This is a genomic window from Pseudomonas sp. 3MA1 (assembly GCF_029237275.1).
In the GTDB taxonomy this organism is placed as follows: domain Bacteria; phylum Pseudomonadota; class Gammaproteobacteria; order Pseudomonadales; family Pseudomonadaceae; genus Aquipseudomonas; species Aquipseudomonas fluorescens_AP.
On record NZ_JAACFX010000004.1, the window covers coordinates 431,192 to 453,435 of the forward strand.

Genomic DNA, 22,244 nt, shown 5'->3' on the forward strand with positions numbered 1-22,244 from the left:
CAACCCCATGATGTGGTCAAAAAACCCTATGAATTACCCGAGAGTGTGGCACTCTCTTTTCTATTTCGGCCTCAATCAAAATCATACAAATATAATCGGCTACTTAATGCTCGCATCATATTTGGTGGCAGTTTTCACACTACTGAAGACAAGTAAAAACCTTCAAACCAATCTTTTAATCACATGTTGCGCCATATCACCCGCAGCAATGCTAGGCATTGAAAGAGGAAATATTGACTTACTAATATTCTTACTAGTCATAGCATCTGCAGTCTATGTAAATAAGCGCCCTCTAATCACCGCACTACTTATAGCCTCATCAACCGTACTAAAAATATTCCCTTTTTTCTGCCTTCCTATAATAATTTTCTCATCAACAAAGAAAAACCTTACCAAGATCTTTATTACAGCAACACTTTTATGCATAGCATATTTCATTATCACCTACCAGGACCTAATACTAATCAGCAATGCCACACCCAGAGCTGGGGATTTTTCATATGGAAGAAGTGTTTTCGCGAATCGTCTCAAGGGAAATATTCCAATAGTTTTTTCAATCTACGTTGACATTATAATTAACTCTTTTTTCATACTAGCATCAGCATGCTCATATTTGATTAGCAAAAAACTGCTACAGATCAACCAGCAAGAACTTCATTCTCTAGAAGGTAAAGGTTTTTTTCTTGCCGGCGCGCTGATCTACGTAGGAACTTTTTTTATCGGAAACAACTGGGACTATCGTTTAATATTCTTGATGCTAACGATTCCGACACTCGTTTCCGCACTAAAAATATTCACAAATAGAAAATCACGCATTCACACCAAAATCCTTATTGCCGCGATATTGCTATCATTCTGGTATCTTCTCGCAGCACACTATTTAAACAGTTTCCTATATGCGCGAACTGCCCTATATTGCTTCGATGAAGCCGTAAACTGGGTCATTTATACATTGAGCCTTTCTTTCATTATTAAATTTTTTAATCTGGCTTTTAAAAAATGAATTTAAACAGCAAAATTTTACTGCCAGGCGGCGCAGGTTTAGTTGGGCAAAACCTAATAGCAAGACTAATAAAAAAAGGGTATAAAAACATAGTTGTTATTGATAAACATCAAGCAAACCTTAACATACTAAAAAAAATTCAACCAACGATCAATACTGTCTATGCTGACTTGGCTATAGCGGGAGATTGGCAACAGCATTTTGCCAGCGCCGATGTCGTTGTAATGCTTCAAGCACAAATAGGCGGAAACGACATTCAGGACTTTATACGCAACAACATAGATTCAACAAGAATTATTCTTGAACAAATAAAAATCAATAAAATTCCACGACTCATACACATTAGCTCCTCAGTAGTTATGTCGGTGGCCGATGACTTTTACACACAAACAAAGAAGACACAGGAACAAATGGTGCTAGAGAGCGGCATACTCTGCCCTATACTCCGCCCCACGCTGATGTTTGGATGGTTCGACAGGAAGCACCTTGGCTGGCTTTCTAGGTTCATGAAAAAATCCCCAGTATTCCCTATACCTGGTCACGGACAGTATATTAGACAACCTTTATATGTAGGTGACTTTTGCAACATTATAATCAGCTGCCTAAATTCGCATACAGTAAACGGAACATTTAATATTTCAGGGCACGAAAAAATTGATTACATCGACATAATTCAAGAGATCAAGAGAACTACAAAAGCCAAAACCATCATTACTCGTATACCTTATAGATTTTTTTATGCTCTGCTATGGACTTGGGGAATTTTTGACAGAAACCCACCTTTTACTACACAGCAGCTCGCGGCATTAATTGCAAAAGACGAATTCGAAATTATTAACTGGCCTAAAATATTTGATGTTTCCTACACCCCATTTTCTCGAGCAGTGGAAGAAACTTTCAATCATCCGATTTATAGCAAGGTAGAACTGGAGTTTTGAACATGGGGCAGCGTATTGCAGTTCTAGGTGCAGGTCCAATGGGTCTCGCTGTGGCTTATCAATTGGCAAAAGACGGACATAAACCCATTTTGTTCGAAGCTGACGATCGCATTGGTGGAATGACGGCATGCTTTGATTTTAGCGGCTTGACAATCGAACGTTACTACCACTTTCATTGCATTTCAGATCACGCATTCCTAACGTTACTAACTGAGTTAGGCCTCGCCGAAAAAATGCGCTGGGTCGAAACAAAGATGGGTTATTGGTACCAAGATCGACTGCAACCTTGGGGCAACCCCATTGCTCTACTGAGGTTTCGCGGTCTTGGACTAATCGCAAAAATTCGTTACGGACTACACGCCTTCCTATCTACTAAGCGTAATGATTGGACACAATTGGACAAGATCGAAGCATCAGTATGGATTCGTCGCTGGGTAGGTGAAGAAGCGTGGGAGGTTTTATGGCGGCGTCTATTTGACTATAAATTTTATAACTATGCCAGCGGGCTATCAGCCGCGTGGATATGGAGTCGAATTCGCCGGATTGGCCGATCTCGATATAGCCTGTTCCGAGAAAAGTTGGGTTACCTTGAAGGAGGCTCGACAACATTATTAGATGCATTGAAAACAAAAATTGAGGCTCTTGGCGGCGAAATACACTTGAGAGCAAAAGTCGACTGCGTGCATATTATTGGCGAACGAGTTACTAGCGTAGAAGTCGCAGGAATACAACATCCCTTCGAAAAAGTTATAAGTACCATTCCGCTACCTTATGTGCCAAAAATCATACCTGGCTTACCAACAGAGATACAAGAAAAATTCCGCTCTCTCAAAAATATTGCAGTCGTCTGCGTCATTGCCAAACTTCGCAAAACCCTAACCGAAAACTTCTGGCTTAACACTAATGATCCACAAATGGATATTCCTGGACTAGTCGAGTACTCAAATCTCCGCCCGCTAGATCAACATATAATCTATATTCCATTTTATATGCCTGGCGAACACGAAAAATTTTCCGACCCAGACCAAATTTTTATCGAAAAGACTCGTGCATATCTACAAAAAATCAACCCAACACTGACTACTGAAGACTTTATTGAGATTCGTGTAAACCGCTACCGTCATGCACAACCTATATGCGATCCTGGGTACTTGGATAGCCTACCCCCGGCAGCATTACCGATCCATGGACTGTGGGTTGCTGACACGTCGTACTACTACCCTGAGGACAGGGGGATTTCCGAAAGTATTGGATTCGGTAGACAATTAGCGAAGGATGCTACCGCGTGCTAAAACAATTCAAATCAAAACAATTTTTAATGTTTTTACTGGTTGGCGGTTTCGCCGCCGCAGTAAATTTTGGATCGCGATTTCTTTATAACTACTGGGTGAGTTTTTTAGCAGCTGTTGTCCTCTCCTATATTACGGGCATGACAACAGCCTTCCTACTCAGTAAGCTATTTGTGTTCAAGGAAAGCACCCAGAGAACTCATCACTCCATTCTATACTTTATACTTGTCAATATAGCCGCTATACTCCAAACCTTATTAACCACTCTCTTTCTAGCCTATTATGCTTTACCGAAATTAGGTATAACGCATTTCACTAAAGAGCTATCTCACGCTGTTGGTGTGATTGTCCCCGTCTTCACTAGTTATCTTGGCCATAAGCGCTGGTCGTTCAGGTAGTGCCCGCACCGCCTGCCAATGCTTCATCTCCTCAGCGATAAAGTGCTGCACCAGATCGCTGTACAGCTTCTCGATGGCATCCGCGCTCAGGCCTTCGGCCTCGGCCCATTCGCGGCGGGTGGCGAGCATCGCCTTGAAGCGCTCCTCGGCGCGCACGGTGGCCGCCGAGGTCTTGAACTTCGACGCGGCCAGCACGTACTTGAAACGCGCGCCCAGCAGGGCAATGACCGCCCGATCCAGGGTGTCGATTTCCCGCCGGATGTCTTCCATGCCCTGGCATTGTTCCGGGGTCATCCGATTATTGACTTCCATGCTCAAGGCTCCATTGACGTCTGGGGATAGCCGGCTTTGGCCGGGCACGGATTATTCCCCTGGCGGCGCAGGGGAGTAAAGTGGCGGGCTCGCGCCCATTCGACTGCCAAGGAACTGCTCGCGTGAACCAGAAGAGAACCCGAGTCCGCCTGCCCCACCCCAAGCCCGGCAAGACCGGCAGGGGCGCCTGGGTATTCCTGCTGATCGGTGGCGTGCTGCTGGCACTCACCGCACTGCTGGGCTGGACTCTGGTGAGCGCGTTGCTGGAGGGCATGATTGTCACCCGCAACCGCGCTGGGCCAAAGCTCGTCTATAGCCAGCTGCAGCAACCCACCCAGTTCTATATCGAGCTGCTGTGGCAAGGCACCAGCACCCTGTTGCTGGGCGCGCTGGCCGTTGCCACGCTGTGGATCGGCCGGGTATTAATGGGCGCACAAAAAAAACCTCGCTGAGGCCGGATGCCGCTCCGGCCTATCGCAACCGCCCAGGAACACCTGCCCATGTCCCTGCTGTCCTCTCCCGAGCTGCCTGCCACCCGCCTCGCCGCTGCCAGCTCGGGCCCCAGCGAAACCTTCAGCGAACCGGCAGCCGACGGCTTTGTGCTTGGCGGTTTTGCCTGGCGCCATGGGCAAGCCGATCCGGCGCGGCCGGTGGTGATCATCAACGCCGCGACCTCGGTGCGCTGCCGTTATTACTTTCGCTTCGCCGACTACCTGTTCGCCAATGGCTTCGACGTCATGACCTATGACTATCGCGGCATCGGCGAGTCGCGCCCGGCCTCGCTCAGGGGGCTCAAGGCGTCCTGGTCCGATTGGGGCGCACTGGATTTCGAAGCCATGCTGCAACGGGCCCAGCGCGAATTTCCCGGGCAGCCGATCGATGTGGTGGGCCACAGCTTCGGCGGCTGCGCCGTGGGCCTGGCGGCCTCCGCCGGGAAGATCCGCCGCGTGGCCACCATGGGCGCGCAGTTCGCCTACTGGCGCGACTACGAGCCCCGGCTGCGCTGGCGCATGCTGGGCAAATGGCATGTGTTGATGCCCCTGCTGACGGGCCTCTACGGCTACTTCCCCGGCAAGCGCCTGGGCTGGATGGAGGACACTCCCGCCGGCGTGGTCGGCGACTGGTGCACCCCACACAGGCGCTATGAAGGCCGCCCCAGCGGCCGCAGGCTCGCTGGAGAGCGCAACGGCCAGCCCTTCGCCCAGGTCACGGCAGCGATCCTCGCCATCAGCCTCAGCGACGATCCCTTCGGCACCGTGCCCGCCATCGAGCGCCTGCTGGCTTACTTCAGTCACAGTCCGCGTACCCACCTGCGCATCGCCCCGCAGGAGATCGGCGAAACCGAAGTCGGCCATTTCGCCTTTTTCCACAGCCGTTTCGACACCCGACTCTGGCCCATCATCCTGGGCTGGCTGCGCCATGGCGAACTCGACAACAACAGCCCGGGGCGGCTAGTACCGCGCACCTGAGCCACCCTTCTCGCCCGGCGGCAGGTGCTCGAGCCTCGATTTGCTGGCATCCTTGGCCGCCTGAAAAGGTCGCCGCTGCCCGGCGAGCCTCGCGATACACCCCCAAGCATCAAGGTAAGGCGCCCATGGCATCTGCGAACAAGCAACACAAAAGGGCCCAGCGGGCGAAAACCAAGGCCAAGCAAAACCGCGCCAAGCGCACAGCCCCCACCTCGGAGCTGGAACTGGACCCCAACGACAGCCGCATCGACTTCGAGTCGGTGGACCTGACCGAGCTGTTCGTGAAAATGCGCGACGCCGAGAAAACCAGCCAGCAGGCCCTGTGCACGGTGTTCCTCTCGGACCCGTTGCTGGAGCTGGTGTATGAGCAGGAGGGCGACGAGGGCGCCACGGACTTCATCCTCGCGGCGCTGATCGAGTACCGCAACTGGTCCACCGAAGCCGATGAGGCCGCGGCGCTGGCGTGGATCGAGTCCGACGCCTTCCGCAACGACTACATGGCCGCGTCCCAGGCGCTGTTCAGCAATCAGGATTGAGCCGCCAGCGGGCATGAAAAAAGGGCGCATTCAGCAATGAATGCGCCCTTTTCCGTTTCAGCTAAACCGCCTGGCGTTATGCTCAGGCCGCTTCCAGCCGAGGGATTTCCATGCCGATGCGCGAGCTGGCGAAGCTCAGGTCGCCGCTGGCGATGGACTGGGCCTTGAAGCCTGCGCCGATCAGGTCGCGGACGTACAGCTTGTTGTACATGAACATGAACACCAGGTTGCTCAGGCCGAAAGTGAACATCGACAGCAGGAACATGATGGCTGCCCATTTCCAGTCAGCGCGGAACAGGGCCGGGATGAAACCGAAGAAGAACACGGTCCAGGAGAAACCAACTGGCGCTTCCTTGATGGCTCCGGTGTTCGGGTTTTTGAAGATGATTTTAGTGAACGCCATGCGCGTCTCCTTGCCGCCCCATTTTGAGGAACCAACGACCGGGCGATCGCCATTGGACCCTGAATGCTCATTCTTCGAGCCGGGACCGTCAGCCATGCCGTAGGCAGGTGCGGACAATCAGGAACATGGGCCGGCGCGGATGGATCAGGGGAGGGAAGCACAAGACGGATTCGGAGTCCCGACAAGCATTCAGTCCCTTGCAATACAGCGCTATTCCCTAGCTCCTCTCACGCTGGCACGCAAGAGCTCTTATCGAAGAGCGCGCAGGCTACTATTTAGCCTGCATGCTGTCCATGAAACCCCAGGTAACAATTCACAAATCCGATAAAAAAGGCCGCGGTCAATGCTGACGGCGGCCTTTTTGTATGGCAAAGCGTCAAACCGTCAGTTCAGGACCAGGGCAGCCTTGCCCTCGATCTTGCGCCGACGGGCCACCAGCAGGCCGGCAGCAATCACCAGGATGCTCAGCAGGCCGGTGGCGAGGATCTCCACCCGGTGCTCTTGCTGGAACAGCATGATGCCCAGGATCGCCACGATGAACACGATCACCGCGTAGGTCAGGCCGGGGAACAGCCACATGCGGAAGGCGATCTTCTCGCCGGCGGCCATGCGCTTCTGGCGCATGCGCAGTTGCGACACGGCAATCACCAGGTACACCAGCAGGGCGATGGCGCCGGAACTGGCCAACAGGAACTCGAACACCGCAGCCGGAGCCACATAGTTGGCGAACACCGCAAGGAAGGCCGCCGCGGTGGACAGGATCACCGCCCAGTAAGGCGTGCCACTGGCATTGGTGCGCTTGGCCGCAGCCGGAGCATCGCCACGCTTGCCCAGGGAGAACAGCATGCGCGAGGCGGTGTAGAGCGCCGAGTTCAGGCAACTGGTCACGGCCACCAGCACCACCAGATCGACGATCAGCTTGGCGTTGGGGATGCCCATGCGGTCAAGCACGGTCTGGTAGGAACCGACCTGGGCCAGGCTTGGATCGTTCCACGGCACCAGGGCCACGACGATGAAGATCGACACCAGGTAGAACAAGCCGATGCGCCAGATCACCGAGTTGGTGGCCTTGGAGATCTGCTTGCCCGGGTTGTGGGATTCCGCCGCGGCGATGGTCACGATCTCGGTGCCCATGAAGGAGAACATGGTGGTCAGCATGGCCGCCAGCACCGCGCCCAGGCCGTTGGGCATAAAGCCCTGGGTGTCCACCAGGTGCGAGACGCCGCTGACCTGGCTATTGGGCAGCAAGCCGCAAATGGCCGCCAGGCCGAGGATCACGAAACCGATGATGGCCACCACCTTGATCAGGGCGAACCAGAACTCGAACTCGCCGTAGTTCTTCACGCTGAACAGGTTGGTGGCGGTCAGCAGCAACGTGATCACCAGGGTGAAGACCCAGATCGCCACGTTGGGGAACCAGGCATGCAGGATGGTCGCGGCGGCGTTGGCTTCCAGCGGGATCACCAGCACCCAGAACCACCAGTACAGCCAGCCGATGGTGAAGCCGGCCCAGTGGCCGATGGCCCGATCGGCGTAGGTCGAAAACGAACCGGTATCCGGCGAGGCGACGGCCATTTCCGCCAGCATGCGCATCACCAGCACCACCAGGGTGCCGGCAGCGGCATAGGCCAGGAGAACGGCCGGGCCGGCTTCGGCGATGGCATGGCCGGAGCCGACAAAGAGACCCGCGCCAATCACGCCGGCAATCGACAGCATGGTCACATGCCGTGGTTTGAGCCCCTGTTCGAGGTCATTGGAGAGTTGCGTACCGCTCATGAAAAGCACCTTTGCAACGAAAAAAGAGTCACTCCACCCGGTCGGCATTCGTTCTCGTAAAAAGAATTCAACGGGGCGTTGTTTATTTCGTACGCAAGAATTGCGCCAAAATGTTACAGAGTCCCGTGGAGCAAGGCGTGGCGAACCGACCGGCGGGAATCTCAAGTCATTGAGTTCAATGGCATTTCGCCATTTCGTTACCGGGTGACTCACTTTGTAGGACGAAACCGCGCACCAGAAACACACCCCAAAAGTGCTCGATGCACAATTAGGTGGCAGAACCATGACCTTTGGCCCGTTAACCCTTCCAACACCCGGCCAAAGCTGGCACCATCGCGCCTTTTTTTACGCGACACCTACCGGATTCCAGGCGGATTCCGGGTTCAAACGGGCGTTCGGTTGTTGATGGGGCGACAGTCTTCTGTGCTGATGCGACAACCTGCCACACGCCGTCTGTTTACCTCCGGTAGCGCTGTTGGCTGCGCTTGGAACCCTATGCTAGCTTGGCGCCTCGCCAGGAAGGCCGCCAACAGCAGGAGCACAATGAACTCTATGAGGACCGCACATGGCTGAGGCCACGCCCGCGCTTGAAATCCGCAACTTGCACAAACGCTACGGCTCTCAGGAGGTACTCAAAGGTATTTCGCTGACCGCACGCGACGGTGACGTGATATCGATCCTGGGTTCCTCCGGCTCCGGCAAATCCACTTTCCTGCGTTGCATCAACCTGCTGGAAAACCCGCACCAGGGCCAGATCCTGGTGGCCGGCGAAGAGCTCAAGCTCAAGGCCGCGAAAAACGGCGAGCTGGTGGCCGCCGACGGCAAGCAGATCAACCGCCTGCGCAGCGAAATCGGTTTCGTCTTCCAGAATTTCAATCTCTGGCCGCACATGAGCGTGCTCGACAACATCATCGAGGCCCCGCGCCGGGTGCTGGGCCAGAGCAAGGCCGAGGCCATCGAAGTGGCCGAGGCGCTGCTGGCCAAGGTCGGCATCGCCGACAAGCGCCACGCCTACCCGGCCCAGCTGTCCGGCGGCCAGCAGCAACGCGCCGCCATCGCCCGCACCCTGGCGATGCAACCCAAAGTCATCCTGTTCGACGAGCCGACCTCGGCCCTGGACCCGGAAATGGTCCAGGAAGTCCTCAACGTGATCCGCGCCCTGGCCGAAGAAGGCCGTACCATGCTGCTGGTCACCCATGAAATGAGCTTTGCCCGCCAGGTTTCCAGTGAAGTGGTGTTCCTTCACCAGGGCCTGATCGAAGAGCAGGGATCGCCACAGCAGGTCTTCGAGAACCCGCTTTCGGCACGCTGCAAACAATTCATGTCCAGCAACCGCTAACGGAGCTACACGCATGCAGAGCTATAAGAAAATCCTCCTGGCCGCTGCCGTCACTCTGGCTTTCAGCGCCAGCGCTGCCGCCGAAACCCTGAAGATGGGGATCGAGGCCGCCTACCCACCGTTCAACAACAAGGATGCCAGCGGCCAAGTGGTCGGCTTCGACAAGGACATCGGCGACGCCCTGTGCGCCAAGATGAAAGTCGAATGCACCGTGGTCACTTCCGACTGGGACGGCATCATCCCGGCCCTGAACGCGAAGAAGTTCGACTTCCTGATCTCCTCGCTGTCGATCACCGACGAGCGCAAGCAGGCGGTGGACTTCACCGACCCGTACTACTCCAACAAGCTGCAGTTCATCGCGCCCAAGGCCAAGGCTGACTTCAAGACCGACAAGGCCTCACTCAAGGGCAAGATCATCGGCGCGCAACGGGCGACCCTGGCCGGTACCTGGCTGGAAGACAACCTGGGCGACGACATCACCATCAAGCTCTACGACACCCAGGAAAACGCCTACCTGGACCTGACGTCCGGCCGCCTGGACGCGATCCTGGCCGACAAGTACGTCAACTACGAGTGGCTGAAAAGCGACGCCGGCAAGCCTTACGAATTCAAGGGCGACCCGGTTGAAGAAAGCGACAAGATCGGGATTGCCGTGCGCAAGAAAGATCCTCTGCGCGAGAAGCTCAACGCCGCCCTGAAGGAAATCGTGGCCGACGGCACCTACAAGAAGATCAACGACAAGTACTTCCCGTTCAGCATCTATTGATACTGACTTGCCTGACCGGCGCCCGCCCCCTGGGCGCCGGTCCTTAGCAAAGCCATCCAGACCCCATGAATATCGATCTCTACGGATTCGGCCCGGCGCTCGCCGCCGGCGCGCTGATGACCGTCAAGCTGGCCCTCTCGGCGTTATGCCTGGGGCTGGTGCTCGGTCTGCTCGGCGCCTTGGCCAAGACTTCTCCGTACAAGCCGCTGCAATGGCTTGGCGGCGCTTACTCGACCCTGGTGCGCGGCGTTCCCGAGCTGCTCTGGGTCCTGCTCATCTACTTCGGCACGGTCAACCTGATGCGGGCCCTGGGCGAGTTCTTCGGCAACCCCGATCTTGAACTCAATGCCTTCGCCGCCGGGGTGATCGCCCTGGGGTTGTGCTTCGGCGCCTACGCCACCGAAGTGTTCCGCGGCGCGATCCTGGCCATCCCCAAGGGCCACCGCGAGGCCGGCATGGCCCTGGGCCTGTCGAAATGGCGGATCTTCACCCGGCTGATCATGCCGCAGATGTGGCGCATCGCCCTGCCGGGCCTGGGCAACCTGTTCATGATCCTGATGAAGGACACCGCCCTGGTGTCGGTGATCGGCCTGGAAGAAATCATGCGTCACTCGCAGATTGCCGTGACCGTCTCCAAGCAGCCGTTCACCTTCTATATGGTCGCCGCCTTCATGTACCTGGGCCTGACCGTGCTGGCCATGACCGGCATGCACTTCCTGGAAAAACGCGCCGCTCGCGGCTTCGCAAGGAGCGCTCAATGAACTGGGAAGTGATCATCAAATGGCTGCCGAAACTGGCTCAGGGCGCAACCCTGACCCTGGAGCTGGTGGCCATCGCGGTCATCGCCGGCCTGCTGCTGGCGATCCCCCTGGGCATCGCCCGCTCATCACGGCTGTGGTACGTGCGCGCCCTGCCCTACGCCTACATTTTCTTCTTCCGCGGTACGCCGCTGCTGGTGCAACTGTTCCTGGTGTACTACGGGCTGGCGCAGTTCGATGCGGTGCGCGAGAGCGCGCTGTGGCCCTACCTGCGCGATCCGTTCTGGTGCGCCACCGTGACCATGACCCTGCACACCGCGGCCTACATTGCCGAGATCCTGCGCGGTGCGATCCAGGCCATCCCGCCGGGTGAAATCGAGGCCGCGCGGGCCCTGGGCATGTCCCGACCCAAGACGCTGTTCTACATCATCCTGCCGCGCGCCGCGCGCATCGGCCTGCCGGCCTACAGCAACGAAGTGATCCTGATGCTCAAGGCCAGTGCCCTGGCCAGCACCGTGACCCTGCTGGAACTGACCGGCATGGCACGCACCATCATTGCCCGCACCTACCTGCCGGTGGAGATCTTCTTCGCCGCCGGGCTGTTCTACCTGGTGATGGCCTACGTCCTGGTACGCGGCTTCAAGCTGCTGGAACGCTGGCTGCGAGTCGACGCCTGCCAGGGACGCTGACCTTCCCCCGCTCCCGCCCGGGAGCGGGCCTGCCTGGACCCACCGCCCATGCCCTCGATCCTCCAAGGCCCCGCGCTGTTCGATCGTTTCCAGGCCCTGGACGGCTTCCTGCTTGAACACCAGGAACTCTGGCGCCCGCGCCCGTTCAATCATCTGCAACTTCCGTGGGAAACCGCGCATCCCCAACTGGCCCAGTGGCTGCGCCAGCGCTCCCTGGAAGATGCCGAAGCGGCCCACAACCACCCGGAGCAACTCCAGGCACCGGCGCCCTTTGCCCCACTGGCGGAGCAGGCCCGAGCGCTCGGCGCGCTGGGCGAACTCCCCATGCAGGCACTGCCCGCGCCTCACCCGCGCCTCAATGTCGACGTGCCCGGGCGCAAATGGCAGCAGATCGAAGCCTTCGCCGCCTGCCTGCAATTCGACCGCGCTCCCACTCACTGGCTTGACTGGTGCTCCGGCAAGGGCCACCTCGGCCGGCGCCTGCTGCAACCCGGGCAGCAACTGACCTGCCTGGAATACGACCCGGCGCTGATCGAGAGTGGCGAGCAACTGAGCCGCCGCCACGGTTGGCCCGCGCGCCATGTGCAACAGGACGTGCTGGCCGATGACACCGCCCAGCACCTCTGCGCCGAGCACAGCCCGGTGGCCCTGCACGCGTGCGGCGACCTGCATGTGCGCCTGATCCAGCTGGCCAGCCAGCAGGGTTGTCCACAGCTGGCCATTGCCCCCTGCTGCTACAACCGCACCCGCGCCAGCCGCTACCAGGGGTTATCCACAAGCGCCCAGGCCTCGCGCCTGGAGCTGTCCCTGGAAGACCTGGCCTTGCCCATGAGCGAAACCGTCACTGCCGGCGCCCGGGTGCGACGCCAGCGCGACACCTCCATGGCCCGGCGCCTGGCCTTCGACCTGCTGCAACGGCAGGTACGTGGCCGCGACGAATACCTGCCGACACCCTCGCTGCCCAGCCACTGGCTGGACAAACCCTTCGCCGACTACTGCCGCAACCTGGCCGCGCTCAAGGACTTATCCACAGTCGATTGCCAGGATTGGGCCGCGCTCGAAGCCGCCGGCTGGCAGCGCCTGGCCCAGGTGCGCAACCTGGAACTGCTGCGCGGCCTGTTCCGCCGCCCGCTGGAGTTGTGGCTGGCGCTGGACCGCGGGCTGTTCCTGCAAGAGCAGGGCTATGCGGTGCGCCTTGGCACCTTCTGCGAGGCCCCCCTGACCCCGCGCAATCTGCTGCTGTTGGCAGAGCGCCCTTAACCTGCCGCCGCACCGGCTCTAGCCGATGTTCGTCGTGCAGGCACCCTGCGGCCAGTGACCTTGAAAAACGGACATCGGACACCCCATGGGAAACCCACAACCCATTGAAAGTCGCCGATCAAGCCGGGGGATGTCCGCAGCTTCAAAAAAGAAAAAACCAAGCTCATGACGCCTACTAGTCTCTAACGCGTGCAGGGCATATGCCGCACTCAAGCAACAACTCTGGCGCAACTACAGCGGTCATGTTTCGACAGGAAGTCACCAAGATCACCACCACTGACAGGGAGTTAACCATGCACGTCATCGACCATCAGGCACACACCTACGAAACCCTGCAAAAGGGTTTCAACTTGCGCTGGCCGCCCAGTATCGAACAGGGCGCCAAGCGGATTTATGTCTGCACCACACCGGATGAAGTCCTGGCGGCCGCCAATAGCGCACTGCGTGAGGGCTATCGCATCACCGTGCGCAGTGGCGGCCACTGCTACGAGGGTTTTGTGTCCAACAAGCTACCCGGCGAGACAGAAAACCTGGCGATTATCGACATCGGTGAAATGAAAGGCCTGAAGTACGACGAGAGCCAAACCATCACTTCTCCCTGGGATAGCCAGAACAAGAAGTATCGTTTCATGGCATTGACCGGCAATCAGAACTGGGACGGCTACCTGTCGCTGTACAAACAGGCCGGGCGCACCCTTCCGGGCGGCTCATGCTACTCAGTCGGTTTGGGCGGGCACCTCAGCGGCGGCGGTTACGGTTTGTTATCGCGCCTGCAGGGCTTGACCGTGGACTGGGTCACCGGGGTCGACATGCTTGTGCCTGTGGAAAACTCACGGCAACTGGAGTTCCGGCATGTTCGCGCGGACAGTCCATCAATCCAAGACAAGGCCTTGTTCACCGCCTGTTGCGGGGCCGGCGGCGGCAACTTCGGCATCATCATCGGCTACTACTTCGACCAACTGCCCCAGGCTCCGCAAAAGGCCTACTGGATTCCCCTGGCCTACCCGTGGAAAACGCTGATTCCCAACTTCTCGAACTTCCTGCGGGCCTATTGGCAATGGTTTTCGGATAACGACGCCAACGCGACCAGCCCGGTGGAAGGCGTAGGCAACGGCGGCTTGTTCACCCTGCTGAAACTCAACCATGTGGACACCTCCGACCATGTGGTGCTGGCGATCCAGTACACCGGCCCGAATGGCCGGGTCGGTGGCGCCAACGACATCCCGCTCAACGACTTCATCAGCAAGATGAATGCCGCGGCGGGCATCACGCCAACCCTGCATGACGGCTTTATCGCCCCCAACATTGCCCCGCTCAGGCACCCGCTCGCCGGCAGGAAATTCACCGGGGCGGTGGCCGAGCACACGGCGATGGACTGGCTGTACGTCACGCAAATGATCAACGGCTCGGGCAACAATCAGCGGGGCAAATACAAGTCTGACTATCAGGTCGAACAGTTCTCCGAGCAGGCCTGCAACGCCTTGCTGACGCACTTGACCGAGGCCACGCCAGACAAACGCTTCAGCCAGTCACTGGTACAGATCGACTCCTACGGCGGGGCGATCAACAAGAAGGGCATGGGCACCACCGCGGTTGCGCAAAGAAGCTCACTGCTCAAAGCCCAGTACCAGACGTACTGGACCCACGCTGCCGACGACGCGGTGCAAATCGCCTGGATCCGCAACATCTTCACCGCCGTGCACGGCGGCAAGCCAAAGCGCCCCGCCTACGATGGCTGCTACATCAACTACCCCGATGTCGACATGAAGTACACCGCCACCGGCGCGGTCGACCCCGACTGGCTGAACTTGTACTACGGCTGGAACAGGGAACTCATCGACCGGCTTTGCGACCTGAAAGCCGCCATCGACCCCAACAACCTGTTTCGTCATGAACTGTCCATCCCGACCACAAAGGCCGAGTAGGTCGCCGCCTGGCCACACCCCTGCGGCATGACCAGCGCCTGCTCGGCTGAGCCTTCGGCAACCCTGGGCGTTGGCTCGAAGAGCAGGCGGTGGAACCGTGCGACAGGCTGTCGCGACCTGTGGATAAGTCTGTTGATGGAATTCCGGCAAAGCCCAGGATTGCAGGGTGCTTAGCCTCCATCATCAGCTGGTCATTTTTTGTTCATAAAATAAAAGTCCGGAAAAACAGCCAGTTGCATCAAAGTGAGAACGACCGCACAAATTCCGCCGTTGCTGAACCGGGCAACCCATCCGTTGTGCATAAACACCTGAGCGAACGGGCATAACGCCCTTCGCCCAGGGGCCCTGGAGCGACCTCAGGCAAGGGCCTGATAGCGGCTGCCCCTACTCGTCGGCCCGCACCGGAATCCACCATTCTTCGCCCCGGGCGGTACTGATGTACTCCGGCCAGCGGAAATCATGGGGCACCTTGAAGTCCTCGGGCAGCAGCGGCGCCTGCCAACGGCTGCCGCCGATGCCGCCGCCGGTGCGCTCGACAAACTCGGCCTTGGCCGCGCTGAGCAACGCCTCGTCGGTCAGCAGGTCGACCAGGGTCGCGGCGATGGTCTTGGCGGCGACCTCGATCATCGGGTCGATGGTCTGGCGGATGCCGCCCAGGGCGTTGGACACCCAGTCCGGGTAGACCGTGCCCGGCGGCGCGCTGAGCATCGGCCGGGCCACCAGCAGGCGCACGGTCGGGCAGTGCCAGGTGTATTCCGGGTAGTCGTCGGAGGTCAGGTAGTTCTGCCAGGCGGGCATTTGCAGGCGCATCTGGCGTTCGCACTCCTGGGGCTCGATCAGTTCTTCGGTGGCCGGCAAGAAGGGCTGGTCCATGGCTTCAAGGCCGAGGTTGCGCTGGATCTCGCGGGCGATTTCCCGGGCTTCCTCATCCCACTGCGGGGCGCCTACCGCCGCCAGGTTGTCATAGGTGGCCTGGGCCATGACGTGGTTGGGCAGGCCGCCCCGGGATTTGCAGACCCAGGTCTTTTTCCAGCGGCAGCCGGTGGCCATGGCCGCCGCGGCGGCGTTGTTGTCCATGACCTGGGAGATGGTTTCAGCTTGCTCGATGGAGTCGCAGCGCAGCAGGTACTGGATCTGCGACAGGTGCGGCGGCAGGTTGTCGGCGGTGGCTTGGCCGGCGGTAAGGATCGCCTCGTTGTAGCTCCACAGCCCGGTGAACGGCAGGGTCGAGCGGCGCAGGCTTTCGTTGAGGGTGTAGAAATGCACCAGGGCGTCGTTGGCCCCCGGCGCTCGGGCCGCCAGATGGTTCTGCGGAATCGGGCTGTAGCGGTCGGCGGCGATCCAGTTCTGCGGGTCCTCGCAGGTGAAGCTGTAGATGTAGGCGTAGGCGATGCCGCAGTGGGTGTCCCAGGTGGTGGTGTTGTTCAGCGGCAGCATGTAGGTGGGGTGGAAGCTGATGGCCGCGTCGAGGTCGTCGTAGTAGCCCTTGGCGGCGTGGACCGGCTTGGAGGCGCGGAGTTTTTCCGCCGGCTCGCCGAAGAACCTGATGCTGCCCTGCAGGCCGAATTCCACCATGGTCGCCTTGGCCGCCAGGGCCCCGCCGAGGGCGCTGATGCCCAGGGCCGAATGGGGGTCGGTGTGCCCTGGCGCAAAGCGCGACAGGCCATCGCGCGGCTGCTTGCGGGTGGTGGCCGCCTGGCAGTTGCCGGGCACCGCGTCGTATTCGCCGTAGGTCGCCAGCAGCGGCCCCTGGCCCTGGGTGAAGGTGGCGCAGAAGGCCGTGGGCATGCCGCCGCTGGCGCGCTCGACGGTGAAGCCTTCGGCCTCCAGCAGCTGCACATACCAGGCGCAGGACTTGTATTCACGGAACGCCGGCTCGGCGTAATGCCAGATGATCTGGTGCCAGTCCGACAGTTGCTGGCGGTGGCGCTCAACCCAATCGAGAGCGAATGCTTTGTAGCGGGACATGCGCGGCACTCCTGGTTATCCAGGTTCCGGCCGGCCGCTGCGCGGACGCCTCGGCGCCCGTGCAAGACCTGCAGGACCTCTTGTTGTTATAGGGATGGTCCGGTTGGTTGCGGCCCGGATCGCGGTCCAGTATTGGTGAAGCGGCGGCGACATCAATCGAATTTTTTCGCCAGCAATGTCAAAGAAAATTGACCAGTTCGGCGCCGTCGCGGCCCATACTGCGACGCGGCCAGCCGCACCTCGGTGCCCTGCCCGGGGCCGTCGTACACAGGTTTGCTTGATTCGGAGGTTGTATGCGTTATCCCTCGATCACCGCCCTGCGCGCCCTCGACGCGGTCGCCCGGCTCGGTAGCGTGACCGCCGCCGCCCAGCAGTTGAGCCTGACCCGCAGCGCCATCAGCCACCAGATCATCAGCCTGGAGCAGAGCCTGGGGTTTGCCCTCACCGAACGGGTCGGGCGCGGCATTGGCCTGACCTACCAGGGCGAGTGCTACGCCCGCGAGGTGCGACGCATCCTCGCGGACATCCAGGACGCCGGACGGCGCTTCGACGGCCAGGCGGTGTCGGGCAAATTGCGCATCAGCTGCAACCCGGGGTTCGCCAGTTTCTGGCTGTGCAACCACATCAACGGCTTCCTGCGCCAATACCCCCAGGTGCAATTGCAGGTGGTCAGCCCCCGGGCCCAGGACGACACCAGCGACGCCGAGGCCGATCTGTTCATTGCCTATGGCATCGGCGACTGGCCGGGACTGCTGGTGGAACAGATCGTCACCCTGCGTTTCTCGCCGGTGTGCAGCCCGCGCCTGATCAACGCGATTGGCGGTCTGAAGAGCCCGCAGGACCTCAAGGACTTTCCACTGATCCACATGAGCGACACCAGCGACTGGCGGGTCTGGCTGGCGGCCGCAGGCGCCAGCCAGGTCAACCCCGACCGGGGTATTACCTTCTCCGACGCTCACTGTGCGCAGTCAGCCTGCATCGCTGCGCAAGGCGTGGCCATTGGCGACAACCTGCTCAGCGGCGACGCTCTGGCCCGGGGGCTGCTGGTGCGCCCGTTTGACATCAGCATCAGCGCCCTGCGCGGTTACTTCCTGGTGATCGACCCGGCCAAGGCCGAGCGGCCAGTGGTCCAGGCGTTCAGCGACTGGCTGAAGAACCAGCTGCACATCAGCGCCCAAAGCATCAGCGACAGCCCGCTGAGCGAGCCGTGAAAGCCGGGTCGAATGGGAAATTTCACTCACCAATGAGGCAAAAATTATTCCATTGATGTGGCGTTGCTTTTCACAATAATGATCCGACCACCTGCTGCACACACAATAAAAACTCAATCGTGCAGGTGGGCTTCCGGGAGATTTCTGAAGTGTCCAGCAGCCCCTCGACTCAACTCAGTGCCCAAGGAATCAGCCAGTATTACGGCAACTTCACCGCCCTGGATGGCATCGATCTGGACGTTCGCCAAGGCGAATTCCTCACCCTGCTGGGCCCCTCCGGCTCAGGCAAGACCACCCTGTTGATGATCCTCGCGGGCTTTCTCAGCCCCAGCGCCGGCAAGCTGCTGGAGCGTGGCGTCGACATCAGCCGGCGCCCGGCGGAAAAACGCAACTACGGCATGGTGTTCCAGGGCTACGCGCTGTTCCCGCACATGAGCGTGGCCGACAACGTCGCCTATCCGCTGCGCATTCGCGGGGTGAAGGCCGAGGAGCGCCAGCGCCGGGTCAAGCACATCCTCGACGTGGTGGGCCTGGGGGCTCACCTGCACAAGAAGCCGTCCGAGCTGTCCGGCGGCCAGCAGCAACGGGTAGCCATCGCCCGGGCCCTGGTGTTCGAGCCGGACATGTTGCTGCTGGACGAGCCGCTGTCGGCCCTGGACAAGAACCTGCGTGAACAGTTGCAGACCGAGCTGCAGCGCATTCACCGCCAAGTCGGCACCAGCTTCGTATTCGTCACCCACGACCAGGGTGAAGCCCTGGCCCTGTCGACCCGCATCGCCATCTTCAACCAGGGACGGCTGGCGCAGATCGACACCCCGGAAACCATCTACGACCGGCCAAAAAACCGCTTCGTCGCCGAGTTCCTCGGCAAGATGAACCTGTTCCCGCTGCAGGGCCTTTCCCGCAATGGCAGCCAGGCCAGCGGCCGCTTTGGCGACAGCCCGCTGCACGCCACCACGACCGGGGACATCAGCAACCAGCCGCAGTTGCTGGCGGTGCGCCCGGAACACATGACCCTGCACACCGAGCGCCCGCAAGCCGGCGAACACAACGTGCTGCCCGCCTGCCTTGGCGAGCGGGTCTACCAGGGTTCCAGCACCCACCTGGCGCTGAACATCAGCCCGGAGCTGGCGCCGGTCAACCTCTCGGTGCCCGGCGATCACCCCGGTGCCCGCTTGCCCAGCGGCACCCCGGTGTGGCTGAGCTGGCCGGTGCGCCACAGCTTCCTGCTGGAAGCCTGAACCGGCCACGCTCGCTGTCGAGCGTTTGCGTAGAAAGCCAATAACACTATCGGCCGGCGCCCTGCGCCTCGGCCTCGCGAGGACTTGCCCCATGAGCCAGCACCATCAACGCGACTGCATCGAAATCCTCATCGAAAAAGCCCGCGGCGGGCAGGTCAGCCGCCGCACCTTCCTCCAGGCCATGGGCCTGCTGGCCGCGGTGCCCCTGGCGCTGCGCAGTGGCATCAGTTGGGCGGCGGACAAGCCGCTGGTGGTGGTCAACTGGGGCGGCGACGCGCTCAACGCCTTCCGCAGCGCCTGGACCGACAGCTTCACCAAAAACACCGGCATCCCGGTGCGCATCGACGGCGCCGGCCCCACCGAAGGGGCGATCCGCTCGCAACTGGCCAGCGGCCGGCCGAGCTGGGACGTGGTGGATGTGGACAGCTACAGCGCCATGACCCTGGGCCGCGACAAGATCCTCCAGCCCCTGGACTACAGCGTGGTGCAACGCGACCTGGTGGCCCCAGAGCTGTCCCACGAGCACGGCATCGCCGGCTACCTGTTCAGCTACGTGATCGCCTGGGACAGCCAGAAATACGGCAACAACGGCCCGAAAACCTGGGTCGATTTCTGGAACGTGGAGCAGTTCCCCGGCAAGCGCACCCTCTACAAGTGGATGAACGGCATGCTCGAAGCCGCGCTGCTGGCCGACGGCGTGGCCGCTGACCAGCTGTACCCGCTGGACGTGCCCCGGGCCTTGCGCAAGATCGATGAGCTCAAGCCCCATGTCCTGTCGTTCTGGGGCTCGGGCGCGGAAAGCCAGCAGTTGATGATCGAAGGCGAAGCCTCCATGGGCGCCATCTGGCACACCCGCGCCACCCTGCTCCACGAGGACAGCGGCGGCCGCATCCAGTGGGGCTTCGACCATGCCTTCCTCAACGCCAGCAGTTGGGGCGTGCTCAAGGACAACCCGGCAGGCGCCGCACCGGCCATGCAGTTCATCCAGCACGCCTTGCAGCCCGCCGGCCAGTTGAAGCTGTTCCAAGCCCTGGGCAACGGCCCGTCCAACGCCGCCACCCAGCAGTTGATGAGCGCCGAACAGCGGGAGATCAACTGCGCCTCGGAAGCCAACATGAAGAAGCAGATCTTCCTCAACACCCAGTGGTACGCCGACCACTACTCCAGCACCCTGGAGCAGTACCTGACCCACCTGTCCAAGTGAGCCGTCGACCATGAGTGCAACCCGAACCGCACGCCTGGAACGCAGCTTGCTGCTGTTCCCGCTGCCGCTGCTGCTGGTGGTGTTCTATCTGTTGCCGTTCTTCGGCGTGGTGAGCTGGAGCTTCACCCTGCCCGAGCCCGGGATCGAGCAGTACCAGCGCATCGCAACCGATCCGGCGATCCACGACATGCTCCTGCGCACCCTGCGCCTGTGCCTGAGCGTGAGCCTCCTGGCCCTGGTGATCGGCTACCTGCTGGCCTACTGCTGGGTGTTCAGCCCGCCGTTCTGGCAGCGCATGGTGGAGATCTGCGTGTTCATTCCGTTCTGGATCTCGGTGCTGGTGCGGGCCTTCGGCTGGCTGATCGCCCTGCGCAGCAACGGCGTGGTCAACGACAGCCTGCTGTCCCTGGGCTGGATCGATCACCCCTTGCAGCTGACCCGCAACGAGTTGGGGGTGGTGATCGGCATGCTGCACTTCATGATCCCCTATGCGCTGTTCCCGCTGCTGTCGAGCATGCGCCAGCTCGATCAACGGGTGCTGCTGGCCTCCCGCGGACTGGGCGCCGGCGCGCTGCGGACCTTCTGGCAAGTGCTGCTGCCGCAGACCCTGCCCGGGTTGCTGGGGGCCTTCATCATGGTCTTCGTGTTCTGCCTGGGCTTTTTCATCACCCCGGTGCTGCTGGGCGGCGGGCAGACGGTAATGATCGCCGAGTACGTGTTCCTGCAGATGTTCCAGACCAGCAACTGGGGCCTGGGCGCGGCCCTGAGCCTGGTGCTGCTGACCCTGGTCAGCGCGCTGATCTGGCTGCTGCTGCGCGTCACCCGTGTCAACCGACTGGTGGGTTGAGGTCACTATGAATACACATCGCACTGCCTTGAGTACCCGCTTGATCGCCGTGGTCGCCATGGCCTTCATGCTGTTCCCGCTGCTGACGGTGATCCCGGTGTCGTTCACCGCCAAGCGCTACCTGTCGATGCCGGACGGCAACTGGTCGCTGCGCCACTACGAGGCGCTGCTGAGCAACCCCGACTGGCTGTCGAGCATCGGCCAGAGCCTGGCGATTGCCAGCGCCACCAGCCTGATCGCCACCGTGCTGGCGGTGAGCTTCAGCCTCGGCATCTGGTACCTGCGCTCGCGCCTGGCGACCCTGCTGATCGGCCTGGTGCTGCTGCCCATGGCCATTCCACCGGTGATCTCGGCGCTGGTGCTGTACTTCATGGAAACCAACCTCGGGCGCATCGCCCCAGGCTGGGGCTACGACACCCTGCCCGGGGTGGTGATCGCCCATGTGGTGATGGTGGTGCCCTACGGCGTGGTGACCATGCTGGTGGCGCTGAGCCAGGTGGACCGGCGCATCGAACTGGCCTCGCGCAACCTCGGCGCGAGCCTGATGCAGACCACCTTCCTGGTGATGCTGCCGAACCTCAAGCTGGGGATCTTCTCCACCGCGCTGCTGAGCTTTGCCCTGTCCTGGGAGGAAGTGGCGGTGACCCTGTTCATCACCAGTGTCGACGTCAACACCCTGCCCCGACGGATCTGGAGCGGCCTGCGGGACAACGTCGACCCCAGCGTGGCGGCGATCTCGGTGCTGCTGATCAGCCTGACCCTGCTGGTGCTCATGGCCCGCCTGGCCCTGCAATACGCCGCCCAGCGCCGCGCCCGCTCCTAGCCCCCGCTTTGTGGCGAGGGAGCTTGCTCCCGCTGGCTGGCGAAGCCAGCCCAATGCCTGAATCCCGGTTCCACCCAACGAACCGCGGG

The 22,244-nt window shown here is 60.2% G+C and carries 21 protein-coding genes; 17 read left to right on the forward strand and 4 right to left on the reverse strand.

The window, feature by feature from the left end:
* The first annotated feature begins 999 nt into the window (after positions 1-999).
* Genes GWQ44_RS14485 through GWQ44_RS14495 form a run of 3 tightly spaced genes read left to right on the forward strand, consistent with a single transcriptional unit; the run spans position 1,000 to position 3,628 of the window.
* Positions 1,000-1,941, forward strand: a complete 942-nt coding sequence (locus tag GWQ44_RS14485; protein WP_275927615.1) for an NAD-dependent epimerase/dehydratase family protein — start codon at positions 1,000-1,002, stop codon at positions 1,939-1,941.
* A 2-nt stretch (positions 1,942-1,943) separates the two neighbouring features.
* Entirely contained in the window at positions 1,944-3,233 is a 1,290-nt protein-coding gene (locus tag GWQ44_RS14490) for an NAD(P)/FAD-dependent oxidoreductase (RefSeq protein ID WP_085057457.1), read from the forward strand.
* 26 nt (positions 3,234-3,259) lie between these two features.
* Positions 3,260-3,628 (forward strand): GtrA family protein, encoded by a 369-nt coding sequence (locus tag GWQ44_RS14495; RefSeq protein ID WP_085057459.1) that lies wholly within the window; start codon positions 3,260-3,262, stop codon positions 3,626-3,628.
* Here GWQ44_RS14495 and GWQ44_RS14500 read toward each other — a convergent pair.
* Complete coding sequence (locus tag GWQ44_RS14500) at positions 3,554-3,940, reverse strand: isochorismate lyase (RefSeq protein ID WP_275927616.1); 387 nt, start codon at positions 3,938-3,940, stop codon at positions 3,554-3,556. The genes GWQ44_RS14495 and GWQ44_RS14500 overlap by 75 nt on opposite strands.
* Positions 3,941-4,062: 122 nt before the next feature.
* On the opposite strand from GWQ44_RS14500, the gene GWQ44_RS14505 reads away from it, so the two are divergent.
* The 3 genes from GWQ44_RS14505 (at position 4,063) to GWQ44_RS14515 (ending at position 5,945) form a co-directional block, all read left to right on the forward strand.
* Positions 4,063-4,392, forward strand: coding sequence for a hypothetical protein (locus GWQ44_RS14505; RefSeq protein ID WP_275927617.1), 330 nt, complete (start codon positions 4,063-4,065; stop codon positions 4,390-4,392).
* Positions 4,393-4,440: 48 nt separating this feature from the next.
* Entirely contained in the window at positions 4,441-5,409 is a 969-nt protein-coding gene (locus tag GWQ44_RS14510; RefSeq protein ID WP_275927618.1) for an alpha/beta fold hydrolase, read from the forward strand.
* A gap of 125 nt (positions 5,410-5,534) precedes the next feature.
* Positions 5,535-5,945 (forward strand): hypothetical protein, encoded by a 411-nt coding sequence (locus GWQ44_RS14515; RefSeq protein WP_016964767.1) that lies wholly within the window; start codon positions 5,535-5,537, stop codon positions 5,943-5,945.
* A gap of 82 nt (positions 5,946-6,027) precedes the next feature.
* Here the strand turns inward: GWQ44_RS14515 and GWQ44_RS14520 are convergent, their stop codons facing one another.
* The gene (locus GWQ44_RS14520; RefSeq protein ID WP_016964768.1) at positions 6,028-6,348 is read right to left on the reverse strand and encodes a hypothetical protein; all 321 of its coding nucleotides are present in this window, start codon (positions 6,346-6,348) and stop codon (positions 6,028-6,030) included.
* A 384-nt stretch (positions 6,349-6,732) separates the two neighbouring features.
* Positions 6,733-8,124 carry a GABA permease gene (gene gabP, locus GWQ44_RS14525; protein WP_016964769.1) on the reverse strand — a complete coding sequence of 464 codons (1,392 nt, stop codon included), beginning with the start codon at positions 8,122-8,124 and terminating at the stop codon, positions 6,733-6,735.
* A 565-nt stretch (positions 8,125-8,689) separates the two neighbouring features.
* Between gabP and GWQ44_RS14530 the strand changes: the two genes are divergently transcribed.
* The 6 genes from GWQ44_RS14530 to GWQ44_RS14555 all read left to right on the forward strand — a co-directional run bounded on the left by GWQ44_RS14530 (position 8,690) and on the right by GWQ44_RS14555 (position 14,861).
* Positions 8,690-9,463: an ABC transporter ATP-binding protein gene (locus GWQ44_RS14530; RefSeq protein ID WP_016964770.1), complete on the forward strand. Its 774-nt coding sequence runs from the start codon at positions 8,690-8,692 to the stop codon at positions 9,461-9,463.
* A gap of 13 nt (positions 9,464-9,476) precedes the next feature.
* Positions 9,477-10,229 carry an ABC transporter substrate-binding protein gene (locus GWQ44_RS14535; protein ID WP_047301075.1) on the forward strand — a complete coding sequence of 251 codons (753 nt, stop codon included), beginning with the start codon at positions 9,477-9,479 and terminating at the stop codon, positions 10,227-10,229.
* Positions 10,230-10,294: 65 nt separating this feature from the next.
* On the forward strand, positions 10,295-10,990 hold the full coding sequence (locus tag GWQ44_RS14540) for an ABC transporter permease (RefSeq protein WP_016963587.1): 696 nt from the start codon (positions 10,295-10,297) through the stop codon (positions 10,988-10,990).
* Complete coding sequence (locus GWQ44_RS14545) at positions 10,987-11,676, forward strand: ABC transporter permease (RefSeq protein WP_016963588.1); 690 nt, start codon at positions 10,987-10,989, stop codon at positions 11,674-11,676. The genes GWQ44_RS14540 and GWQ44_RS14545 overlap by 4 nt, the downstream gene beginning before the upstream one ends.
* 48 nt (positions 11,677-11,724) lie before the next feature.
* A complete protein-coding gene (locus tag GWQ44_RS14550) occupies positions 11,725-12,936 on the forward strand; it encodes a methyltransferase (protein ID WP_275927619.1) in 1,212 nt (403 codons plus the stop codon).
* 293 nt (positions 12,937-13,229) lie between these two features.
* The gene (locus GWQ44_RS14555; protein WP_275927620.1) at positions 13,230-14,861 is read left to right on the forward strand and encodes a BBE domain-containing protein; all 1,632 of its coding nucleotides are present in this window, start codon (positions 13,230-13,232) and stop codon (positions 14,859-14,861) included.
* Between the two features lie 384 nt (positions 14,862-15,245).
* On the opposite strand, the gene GWQ44_RS14560 is transcribed toward GWQ44_RS14555, so the two are convergent.
* A complete protein-coding gene (locus GWQ44_RS14560; protein ID WP_275927621.1) occupies positions 15,246-16,829 on the reverse strand; it encodes an amidohydrolase in 1,584 nt (527 codons plus the stop codon).
* A 293-nt stretch (positions 16,830-17,122) separates the two neighbouring features.
* Here GWQ44_RS14560 and GWQ44_RS14565 point away from each other — a divergent pair, with 293 nt between their 5' ends.
* The 5 genes from GWQ44_RS14565 (at position 17,123) to GWQ44_RS14585 (ending at position 22,155) form a co-directional block, all read left to right on the forward strand.
* The gene (locus GWQ44_RS14565) at positions 17,123-18,040 is read left to right on the forward strand and encodes a LysR substrate-binding domain-containing protein (protein WP_103741080.1); all 918 of its coding nucleotides are present in this window, start codon (positions 17,123-17,125) and stop codon (positions 18,038-18,040) included.
* 149 nt (positions 18,041-18,189) lie between these two features.
* Positions 18,190-19,281: an ABC transporter ATP-binding protein gene (locus GWQ44_RS14570; RefSeq protein ID WP_060842205.1), complete on the forward strand. Its 1,092-nt coding sequence runs from the start codon at positions 18,190-18,192 to the stop codon at positions 19,279-19,281.
* Positions 19,282-19,372: 91 nt separating this feature from the next.
* Positions 19,373-20,485, forward strand: a complete 1,113-nt coding sequence (locus GWQ44_RS14575) for an ABC transporter substrate-binding protein (protein ID WP_275927622.1) — start codon at positions 19,373-19,375, stop codon at positions 20,483-20,485.
* Between the two features lie 10 nt (positions 20,486-20,495).
* A complete protein-coding gene (locus GWQ44_RS14580) occupies positions 20,496-21,332 on the forward strand; it encodes an ABC transporter permease (protein ID WP_047301061.1) in 837 nt (278 codons plus the stop codon).
* 7 nt (positions 21,333-21,339) lie between these two features.
* Positions 21,340-22,155: an ABC transporter permease gene (locus tag GWQ44_RS14585; RefSeq protein ID WP_275927623.1), complete on the forward strand. Its 816-nt coding sequence runs from the start codon at positions 21,340-21,342 to the stop codon at positions 22,153-22,155.
* Positions 22,156-22,244: the final 89 nt, after the last annotated feature.